Below are 9,080 nucleotides of genomic sequence, written 5' to 3'. Positions count from 1 at the left end.
TAGTACTGGTTTCGTCGGTTCGCGGCGTGAGGAAATTATTGAAATATGGTGGATGGGAAGAAGTAGAAGAATAGGCCGAACGGCCTCCAATTCGACTGAATAAACCCAACGAAGTGGGGGCCGTATAAATCCATTATTTGGGAGGGATACCATGTCACCAGAACAACTCATGAAACAAGAACTTGAAAAACTTGAACGTGAAGGTTTAGTAAAACGCAAAGGATCAGCAGCATGGGTAACAGCATATAAAGCAAAGCAAATCCTAGACAAAGTATATGGGGAGGATAGAAGCGCATGAGGGTAAAGGCACAATCATACTGGGTATGGACAGAAAAGGCCGAAAAAGCCGATCCCAAACGTCACAGGGCCGGGGAAAGGGTTTGGGAACACTATGCACAAGAAGCGCCGCAAAAGTGGCTTGATGAAGGTCTGATAGTAGATAGGAGCGAATACACAGCAGAAGGACAGGCGGATCTATTTGACTTGTTGGAGGGGGCGAAAGATTGAGATACGGACTGAACAGACATGTACGAAAGCATATCGTAGTAAGCACAGTATATGCAGGTAAAAACGGCATCGAAAGACGGGATGATATTTGGAGGGTGAAAAAGAGAACTAGATTCACCCCCAAAGAAATTGAAACAATTAAATGGGCGACGAAAATAGATCACGGAAACGCGGCAATGGTCGTGTCCATAAATCCACTAGTGTGATAAATGTGTAATATAATGCAAATGAATGGCGAAAATATCGGTCGATATATTTAAAAATTATGTAAAATAGTGCAAATGGGGTGAAACTATGGATGATCTACTTAAGAGTTACCGAAAAACTCGAATCAAGCTAATGAGGTATAAAGAAATATGCCCCGAAGAAGAACAAGAAGTAGTAACTGCAATGTTGTCTGATGTGCAATACGCAATAGAATGGCTTAGCCTGGGGCATGTACCGGCACCGCGAAGGGGGATATATAGAAGATCGAGAGAGCAACGTACAGTACATTTTGATCCCCTTCACCTTCAATCCTGGGCGCAGCCCGCAGCCGTTGGAAGTCCAACTACACTTTCGGGATTTGAAAGGACTCAAATTGATGAAGCCTTACGGACATTGAGCGAGAGAGAACGACAGGCATTTACCTTGCATGTGGCACTATGCTTTAGCCTTGCACAAACAGCGTTAGAAATGAATACATCCAAAAGCACGGTGCAAAAGTATGTCGAGAGGGCCAGGGCAAAGATTAAAAAAGAGCGCGAAGCAAATCTGTTTTTGGTAATCTAGAAATCTTGTCGTACGATTGCCACCTATATAGTGAGGGGACAAAACACAATCCCTATTGAATGGGCTTGTCGCGACTGCTTGATGTCACGTTTTACGTGTCGTAGGTCCGCGAGGGGCGAAACGGGGCGGACGAGCGGAGAGCAAGACGCAATCCGCCCCAAACAAAGTGCATGACGGTGCGCCTTAGGGCGGTAAGCTGTTGTGCTTATAATGCGCTGATCACGCGATATGACGGTTAAGCTATGCTTAGTTTAGTGTGATTGGCGCTCGCTTTTACGGTTAAAGCGTTGATCGGCTGGCTGGCCCATTAACAGCAAAACCGTGCATGATGTGGTGGCGGAATAGATGTTTACGCCGTATCTGATTCACATGAGGTGATGTTTATGGCTGGCCATTTCAAGGGGTATAAGAGAATCTGGAATAAAGAGCGTAGAGTTTGGGAATATGAGCATCGTTTGGTGATGGAAAAATATCTGGGCAGAAAACTAAAAACAGATGAAACTATCCATCACATTAACGGAGATAAAACAGATAACCGAATAGAAAATTTAAAGATTCTTTCCCCGCAGGAACATGAAAAAGAGCATAAAAACGGAATTAAAAACCGCAAGCACTTCACATGTACTGCGCCTGGTTGTGAAAAGAAACATCACGCTAAGGGTCTTTGTAAAATGCATCATATGAGACAGATACGGCGTAAGCGGGTGACGGCATAGTCATCAGTAGACGCGGATAAACCCGTTACGCAAACAAAGGGGGCGGGCGAAAGCCAAAAAGCAAAGTTTGTATGCAAGGTGCAAATCCTTGCCCACATCAAACCGCTGCGCTCACGGTTAAATGAGCGCTTTTATATTGCTTATACCTCATTTATGTTACTCCGTTCCTGCTAAAAAGGTACAGGCTAATAACCTGTGCGCCTCCTTTCAGCCGTGATCGCAGCGGTTAAGGTTCGGATCGCGAGGGTTGCCGCTGCCTAAATAAAGCGGCTTATGATAAAACCAAAGAAAAATGACGGGAGGAATAGACAATGAAAGAAATGAGCATAGAGGAATGTATTGATTTTCTAGGATACAGAATCGATGAAATCCATCAAGTGATGGTTGATTTAAATGTTCCAGCAGTTAACGGAATTACGGCAACTAGCGGAGGCTTGCGGGCTAATCGCCAACGTTTATCGAAAGTTGCTCTCCCCGAAGATCAACTAAAAGAAGTAAAGCGTGCCTGGTTGGTTGGAATTTGGGATCAAAGAAGCGCACGAGGAGTTAAAGTTTTTGAACATGTTTCTCTTTTAGAAGCGTTAAAGAAAGCCGTTGAATATGTAAAAAGGCAACAAAATACCGAGGGATAAAAAGCAAATATCATCAAAGGGCAAGGGGGAATAATGGTGGATGGATTTAACGTTTTACGAGAGGAAATTTCAAAAACAGAAGATGACACAGTTATTACGGGGAAAGAGTTCAAGGAAATTGCTTTGGCTCTTATTGAATATGGTGAGTTTGAAAGAGAACTATCGATCAAAAAACAGAAATTATATATAAGATTTATGAATTTTATCTGTGGTCGCCAATAGGCGGCTTTTTTTTATTTGCAACAAAAGGGGGTGCAAAGATGCCAAAACACATATGGACACCAGAAGAAACAAAACGCCTGGAAGAACTAAAAGGTACGGGTACATACAACGAAATTGCCGCACAGTTATCCGAGGAATTTGGGGTAAAAATCACATCGGAAGCCGTCCGGAAGAGGATAAAACGAGGGAGGATAGCAGAACAAGCGCCTGCCGGATATAAAGAAACTGTCGAGATATTAGCGGATGGATCACATAGGTCGGATAAGCTGCTAAGAATGTCGGCAGAGCAGAGTAAAGACGTTAACTTTTTGCTCAAGGCGCATGGCTATGACTTAGATGTTTGGGAGCTTGTGAGTGCGAGGAACAACATTTGGAATGTTTACAGTAAGCAGGACGGCGTACAAACGCTTTATAGTAGCAAGATCACTGTCAAACCGAAAGTAAGTGCAGTTAATTGGGACGACATCATCAAGAAGATTGAAACAATAAAGCCGGTATACATTGAGAGAAGGCCGAAGGAATCAGCCAAATACCTCAATGTCCCTTTATTCGATATGCACTTTGGAATAAGCAACTACGAAACATACAAAGAGACGCAGCGAGACATAGCGCTATTGCTTGAACAAGGATATAAAGAAGTGTTATTCATCATAGGTCAAGACCTTTTACACAATGATGATATGCGTGGACGAACATCAAGCGGTCGGGAAATTGAAAAAGTGAACATGGAGAGAGCGTGGGAAGATGCCGCGCTTTTTTATGTGCCATTAATTGAACAAGCGCTGGAGAAATGCAATAAAGTAACAATCGTCTATTCGAAAGGCAATCACGACGAATCAATGGGCTGGGCCTTTGTAAAATGCCTAGAGGCCAGATATCCGCAAGTGGGCTTTGACACAAGGTTTAAAGAGCGTAAGGCCCACATGCTGGGACATAACTTCATAGGCATTAACCACGGAGACAAAAAGAAGATCGAGAACCTACCGGAAAACTTCTCGACGGAGTTCCCCTTGGAGTGGTCAAGAGCCAAAACAAGAGAGCTATTCACGGGCCATGAACACCATGAAAAAGTAATAGATAAAGGTGGCGTAGTGATCCGTAGAATGCCAACAGGAAATGAAATAGATACATGGCACGATGATTATGGATATACAACAGCACATAAGCGATTTGAAGTATTTGAGTACACAGAAGATAAGGTATTAAGAATCCATTATGTGTGAGGTGGTTGAATGTGAATTGGGTAGATTGTACTGTTATGATTATCAGATTGTTATTGGTTGTTTGTGGGGCTTTGATTGGTTTTATAGCCAATAGATATTACCGGCGCGGTCAATATCAACAAGCCATCTATGGTATGCTGCTTGTTATTTTTACTGTACTTTGCATTAAATGATACGAAGCGAGTTAGAAGGAAGAAGGTGGGTGATATGAAATGAATTTACCGGAAAAACAAAAAAGATTCGCTGACTTTTACGTTGAATTGGGAGACGGCACAGAAGCTTATATTAAGGCTGGTTATAAAGTCAAAAGCAGAGAAGTAGCAAAAGTAAATGCTAGCAGGCTGCTAACAAATGCTAACGTTAAGAAGTACATCGACGCTTTGATTGCCGAAAAAGACGGGGAACGCATTGCGAAGCAGGATGAAGTGCTTGAATTTCTAACTGATGTCATGCGTGGCCAAATCAAAGAACAATTTCCGTTAGGATTGGGCATGGGGGAGCAAACTCTTGTCAAAAAGGAACTGGACGGGAAGGACAGGATTAAAGCGGCCGAACTATTGGGTAAACGATATGCTATGTGGACGGATAAACAGCATATTGACGGCTCAATGGCCGTTCAGATCGTGGATGATATCGATGAATAAAATCAAAATGTCTGAGATTGTAACTGATGCATTCCGTTCGTTTTGGGTCGAGTCCAAGAAAAAGAAGCGCCTTAGATATGTGCTTAAAGGTGGTCGTGGTTCGGGTAAGTCGTTTCATATCCCGTTGAGGATAATTAGTGACCTAATAGAATATCCGGTGTCGGCCTTGGTTATACGTAAGGTGCAGAACACTATTCAAAAGTCAGTGTTTCAACAGTTAAAGAAAGCGACAATAACTTTAGGGGTTTATCATCTTTTTGAATTTGTGCCCTCTAGGTTAGAAGCTAAATACTTACCGCGCGGCAACAAAATATACTTCGCTGGCGCCGATGATCCCGACAAACTCAAATCAATAACAGACGCTGAATTCCCCGTATCTATTATGTGGATAGAAGAACTGGCCGAGTTTAAGACAGAGGACGAAGTAACAACCATTGAAAACTCGGTGCTTCGTGAAGAATTGGAAGGGAAAATTGTATCGGAGGCAAACCGCAAAAAGACATACCATTTTGATTATTCCTTTTATTACAGTTATAACCCTCCAAAGCGAAAACAAAGTTGGGTAAACAAGAAATACGAAACGCAATTCATCGATAGTAACACTTTCGTGCATCATAGCACTTACCTGGATAATCCGCATCTATCAAAGCAATTTATAGCCGAGGCGGAAAACGTCAAGCGATCAAAACCCAAAAAATATGAGTGGGAATACCTTGGGAAAGCAATTGGGAGTGGTGTTGTACCGTTCGACAACCTGACATTCAGGAGAATCACTGACGACGAAATCAAATCATTTGACAATATCAGGCAAGGGATTGACTGGGGTTATGGAGTCGATCCTTTTTCTTTTGGCCGATGGCACTATGACAAGACGCGCCGGAGGCTATATGCACTTGATGAATTATATGGCGTTAAGATCAGCAACCGGGAGGCTGCGGAGTGGATTAAAAAGAAGGGTTATCACGATGTGCAGACACTTGCCGATAGCGCAGAACCAAAGTCTATTGATGAAATGCGTGGATACGGGGTTAATGTACGAGGCGCTAAAAAGGGGCCAGGATCGGTTGAATATGGCGAGAAATGGCTAGATGACTTAGAAGAGATAGTCATTGATCCGCAACGAACCCCTAACACGGCAAGAGAGTTTGAAAACATCGATTATATGACCGATGCAGACGGCAACCCAAAAGCAAAACTGGAAGACAAGGACAACCATACAATAGACCAGTGCAGATATGCGCTAGAAAACGACATGCAGAAGCCTAGCGTATGGTTTCCTGCGGCAAAAGGACGGTGATTAAATGACGTGGATTGACTTGAATCTAATGAACGATCAGCAAGACGAGATAGAAACAATATTACGAACCGGCGCTATGTCGGTTATGGATTTGAAACAGATCGTTTATTCGCGGGTGTCCCAATGGCGAGCATCCCCCGATTACAAGGCGATTATAGACGGAGAAAACTACTATAAAAACAAGCATGATATCCTAAACCGTGAGCGTAAAGCGGTCGGCGAATCCGGGGCGCTGGAGCCGGTGCAAAACCTTGCTAATAATAAACTTGTGAACGGGTTTCCGAGAAAGTTGGTCGATCAGAAAGTAGGATATTTGCTTTCTAAACCAATGACGGTACAGACGGAGAATGAAGAGTATCAGGAGAAACTAACCAAGAAGTTTGATAAAAAATTCATGCGCCAATTGCAGACGCTTGGCAAAAATGCAATCAATGGCGGATTAGGATGGCTGCATCCCTACTATGATGAAACTGGGGAGTTGGCGTTTATGGTTATACCGACCATACAATGCGTTCCCTTCTGGAAAGACATAGCACACACCGAATTAGCTGCAATGATCCGATTTTACCCAGTTGAAGTGTGGGAGGGGACGAAACAAACAGAATACACCAAATATGAATGGTGGGACGAAAACGGCGTCAGGATGTTTGTAGATTCCGGCAATGGGATTGTGCCTGATGTGGAGAGTGGTGAGCTTAGACCTCATGTAATCGTTACAAATCGTGATGGTACGCAAAAGGGGTACAACTGGGAAAGGGTGCCTTACATCGCATTTAAGTACAATGACGATGAGTTGCCGCTTATTTCGCAAATCAAATCTCTGGTCGATGATTACGACAAACAGAAATCGGACAACTCTAACAACTTAGAGGACTTGCCAAACAGCATTTATAAAGTCAAAAACTACGGCGATGTAAATGGTGCAGACTTCCGGAAGAACATCGCGCTTTATCGTGTTGTTTTCTATAATACTGACGGCGATGTGGACACGGTGAATATTGAAATCAACACAGAGGCCTATAAGACTCACCAAGAACAGAACCGGAAGGACATATACGAATTCGGTCGAGGTGTTGATACCCAAGCCGACAATTTCGGGAATGCTTCTGGCGTGGCATTGAAATTCCTTTATGCTGACTTGGACATGGACTGCAACATCATTGAAACAGAATTCCAGGCTGCATTAGAACAACTGCTCTGGTTTATAAATACCGATCTTAAAAATCGCGGTGAAGGTGACTTCTTTAACGAGGAGGTCACTTTTATTTTTAATCGAGACATCATTATCAATGAAACCGAAGCAGTTAAAAATGCAAAAGATAGCGTAGGCGTCATTTCCGACCGAACAATACGGGCCAACCATCCATGGGTGACCGATCCGCAGCAAGAAGAAGAATGGATTGAAGAAGAAGAGGAAGAAGCGTTGAAGCGACGCGAGGCAGCAGGTTATGGCGGACTGGGAGGGGGTGAACTTGATGCTGGAGGCGAAGACAATAAAGTTGGTGAATGAGTTGATCCGGGGCATGGTGGGGTTTTGTATCGAGATATACAAGTCAAATCACCCAATCGCACCAGAGGATTTAAAGGTATTAGCGGAGCTTATTTCAGCCATAAACGTCCCTCCCGAACAACCGCCAGGTGATCCGGCTCCGGTCGTCGGGTTCGTTGCTCCTGCTGGTGATGGTGACGGCGAATGAGGTCGGAAGAATACTGGTCCAAGCGGATGGAAACGCTCAACGAGGCCGAGTTAAAAAAAGGCGAAGATTATATAAAGACTCAAAACGTCGAGTATGACAAAGCTATGGCACGGATTAAGCGCGAAACCGAATCGTGGTACGCTCGTTTGGCCGAAAACAACGGCATCAGTATGGCAGAGGCGCGAAAGCTTCTTAAAAACAACGAACTCAAGGAATTTCGCTGGACCGTTGATGATTACATCAAGGCAGGCCGGGAGAACGCCGTTGATCAGCGTTGGATGAAGGAGCTTGAAAACGCCAGCGCCAAAGCCCACATTACTAGACTGGAAGAGTTGCAGACTAAGATACGGCAAGAGGTTGAACTACTTACTGCGCGGCGCGTAAAGGGAACCACCGAGGTGCTGGGCGACGTATACAAGAGTGGCTACTACAAAGGCATCTATGAAGTACAGCGCGGCATCGGCGAGGGAATCCCGTTTGCTAGGCTGGATGGAAAGCAGATTGATAAGGTATTGTCCAAGCCCTGGGCGCCAGACGGTCGGAATTTCTCGGCTCGTATTTGGGCTGATAGGGACAAACTACTATCCGAACTGCAAACGGTATTGACGCAGGACTTAATCCGGGGCGAAGCTGCCGATAAAGTGATTACGGACTTTGCTAATCGGATGGGCGTAAGCAAGCGTGCCGCCGAACGACTCATTTTGACCGAATCAGCATATTTTTCGGGACAATCCCGGCTTGATGGGTACAGGTCACAGGGCATTAAAAAATACAAATTTGTGGCGACATTGGACAGCCGAACATCGGAAGAGTGCCGACACATGGACGGCGAAGTGATCCCGGTCAGCGAGGCTAAAGCGGGAGTGAATTATCCACCGCTACATGCTTATTGCTACGATGATCTTACGGAAGTCTATACTTCTCGTGGCTGGGTGCTGTTCTCTGAATTACAGGGAGACGAGACTTTTTATAGTATTGACCCCGAAAGCCTGCTGCCTGATTGGCAACCGGCGATAAATATTATCGCGTACCATTACAACGGTCAAATGAGGAGTTTCAGGAACGCACGATTCGACTTGCTCGTAACGCCGAACCATAGGATGTTGGTCCAGAACATGGATAGCAAAAACAAGGCCCGCAAATGGAAGCTTCGAGAAGCCCGTGCTTTGTCTGGACAGGGCAAGAATCGCTTTCTGTGTGGCATGAACTGGAATGGGGCAGACGTGGATGGTGTCTTGCTTGGGGGCAAGTTGGTTCCTACTGAAACATACTGCAAGTTCATGGCTTACTGGCTTGCAGACGGAAGTTCGACCCCGGATCGGTCGAGTTACAACATTAAGATTGCTCAACAAAACAACGACTGGATGTTTG

The 9,080-nt window shown here is 44.5% G+C and carries 12 protein-coding genes; all 12 read left to right on the top strand.

The window, feature by feature from the left end:
• Positions 1-151: 151 nt before the first annotated feature.
• On the top strand, positions 152-298 hold the full coding sequence (locus NYE69_RS33160) for a hypothetical protein (protein WP_251592477.1): 147 nt from the start codon (positions 152-154) through the stop codon (positions 296-298).
• The gene (locus NYE69_RS33155) at positions 295-507 is read left to right on the top strand and encodes a hypothetical protein (RefSeq protein ID WP_340930647.1); all 213 of its coding nucleotides are present in this window, start codon (positions 295-297) and stop codon (positions 505-507) included. The genes NYE69_RS33160 and NYE69_RS33155 overlap by 4 nt, the downstream gene beginning before the upstream one ends.
• A 294-nt stretch (positions 508-801) precedes the next feature.
• Positions 802-1,278 (top strand): sigma factor-like helix-turn-helix DNA-binding protein, encoded by a 477-nt coding sequence (locus tag NYE69_RS33150; RefSeq protein ID WP_340930645.1) that lies wholly within the window; start codon positions 802-804, stop codon positions 1,276-1,278.
• Between the two features lie 383 nt (positions 1,279-1,661).
• A complete protein-coding gene (locus NYE69_RS33145) occupies positions 1,662-1,994 on the top strand; it encodes an HNH endonuclease (protein ID WP_340930644.1) in 333 nt (110 codons plus the stop codon).
• Between the two features lie 311 nt (positions 1,995-2,305).
• Positions 2,306-2,626 carry a hypothetical protein gene (locus NYE69_RS33140; protein ID WP_340930642.1) on the top strand — a complete coding sequence of 107 codons (321 nt, stop codon included), beginning with the start codon at positions 2,306-2,308 and terminating at the stop codon, positions 2,624-2,626.
• A 36-nt stretch (positions 2,627-2,662) separates the two neighbouring features.
• Entirely contained in the window at positions 2,663-2,848 is a 186-nt protein-coding gene (locus NYE69_RS33135; RefSeq protein WP_340930641.1) for a hypothetical protein, read from the top strand.
• A 38-nt stretch (positions 2,849-2,886) separates the two neighbouring features.
• Positions 2,887-4,071, top strand: coding sequence for a hypothetical protein (locus NYE69_RS33130; RefSeq protein ID WP_340930640.1), 1,185 nt, complete (start codon positions 2,887-2,889; stop codon positions 4,069-4,071).
• Positions 4,072-4,283: 212 nt separating this feature from the next.
• The gene (locus NYE69_RS33125; RefSeq protein WP_340930639.1) at positions 4,284-4,715 is read left to right on the top strand and encodes a terminase small subunit; all 432 of its coding nucleotides are present in this window, start codon (positions 4,284-4,286) and stop codon (positions 4,713-4,715) included.
• Entirely contained in the window at positions 4,708-6,012 is a 1,305-nt protein-coding gene (locus tag NYE69_RS33120; RefSeq protein WP_340930637.1) for a PBSX family phage terminase large subunit, read from the top strand. The genes NYE69_RS33125 and NYE69_RS33120 overlap by 8 nt, the downstream gene beginning before the upstream one ends.
• Positions 6,013-6,016: 4 nt before the next feature.
• Entirely contained in the window at positions 6,017-7,522 is a 1,506-nt protein-coding gene (locus tag NYE69_RS33115) for a phage portal protein (protein ID WP_340930636.1), read from the top strand.
• Complete coding sequence (locus tag NYE69_RS33110; protein ID WP_340930634.1) at positions 7,485-7,709, top strand: hypothetical protein; 225 nt, start codon at positions 7,485-7,487, stop codon at positions 7,707-7,709. Before NYE69_RS33115 ends, NYE69_RS33110 begins: the two co-directional genes overlap by 38 nt.
• On the top strand, positions 7,706-9,080 hold a 1,375-nt coding region (locus NYE69_RS33105; protein ID WP_340930632.1), incomplete at its 3' end, for a minor capsid protein. The genes NYE69_RS33110 and NYE69_RS33105, both read left to right, overlap by 4 nt.

The sequence above is a fragment of the Paenibacillus sp. FSL R5-0527 genome, from assembly GCF_038008055.1.
Classification (GTDB): domain Bacteria; phylum Bacillota; class Bacilli; order Paenibacillales; family Paenibacillaceae; genus Fontibacillus; species Fontibacillus macerans.
Note: the sequence above shows the minus strand (reverse complement) of the source record. Positions and strands in the feature narration are given on the sequence as shown.

Coding starts and splice junctions, on each gene's coding strand:
- NYE69_RS33155 (WP_340930647.1), top strand. CDS start 295: ATGAGGGTAAAGGCACAATCATACTGGGTATGGACAGAAAAGGCCGAA.
- NYE69_RS33125 (WP_340930639.1), top strand. CDS start 4,284: ATGAATTTACCGGAAAAACAAAAAAGATTCGCTGACTTTTACGTTGAA.
- NYE69_RS33145 (WP_340930644.1), top strand. CDS start 1,662: ATGGCTGGCCATTTCAAGGGGTATAAGAGAATCTGGAATAAAGAGCGT.
- NYE69_RS33120 (WP_340930637.1), top strand. CDS start 4,708: ATGAATAAAATCAAAATGTCTGAGATTGTAACTGATGCATTCCGTTCG.
- NYE69_RS33150 (WP_340930645.1), top strand. CDS start 802: ATGGATGATCTACTTAAGAGTTACCGAAAAACTCGAATCAAGCTAATG.
- NYE69_RS33140 (WP_340930642.1), top strand. CDS start 2,306: ATGAAAGAAATGAGCATAGAGGAATGTATTGATTTTCTAGGATACAGA.
- NYE69_RS33115 (WP_340930636.1), top strand. CDS start 6,017: ATGACGTGGATTGACTTGAATCTAATGAACGATCAGCAAGACGAGATA.
- NYE69_RS33130 (WP_340930640.1), top strand. CDS start 2,887: ATGCCAAAACACATATGGACACCAGAAGAAACAAAACGCCTGGAAGAA.
- NYE69_RS33160 (WP_251592477.1), top strand. CDS start 152: ATGTCACCAGAACAACTCATGAAACAAGAACTTGAAAAACTTGAACGT.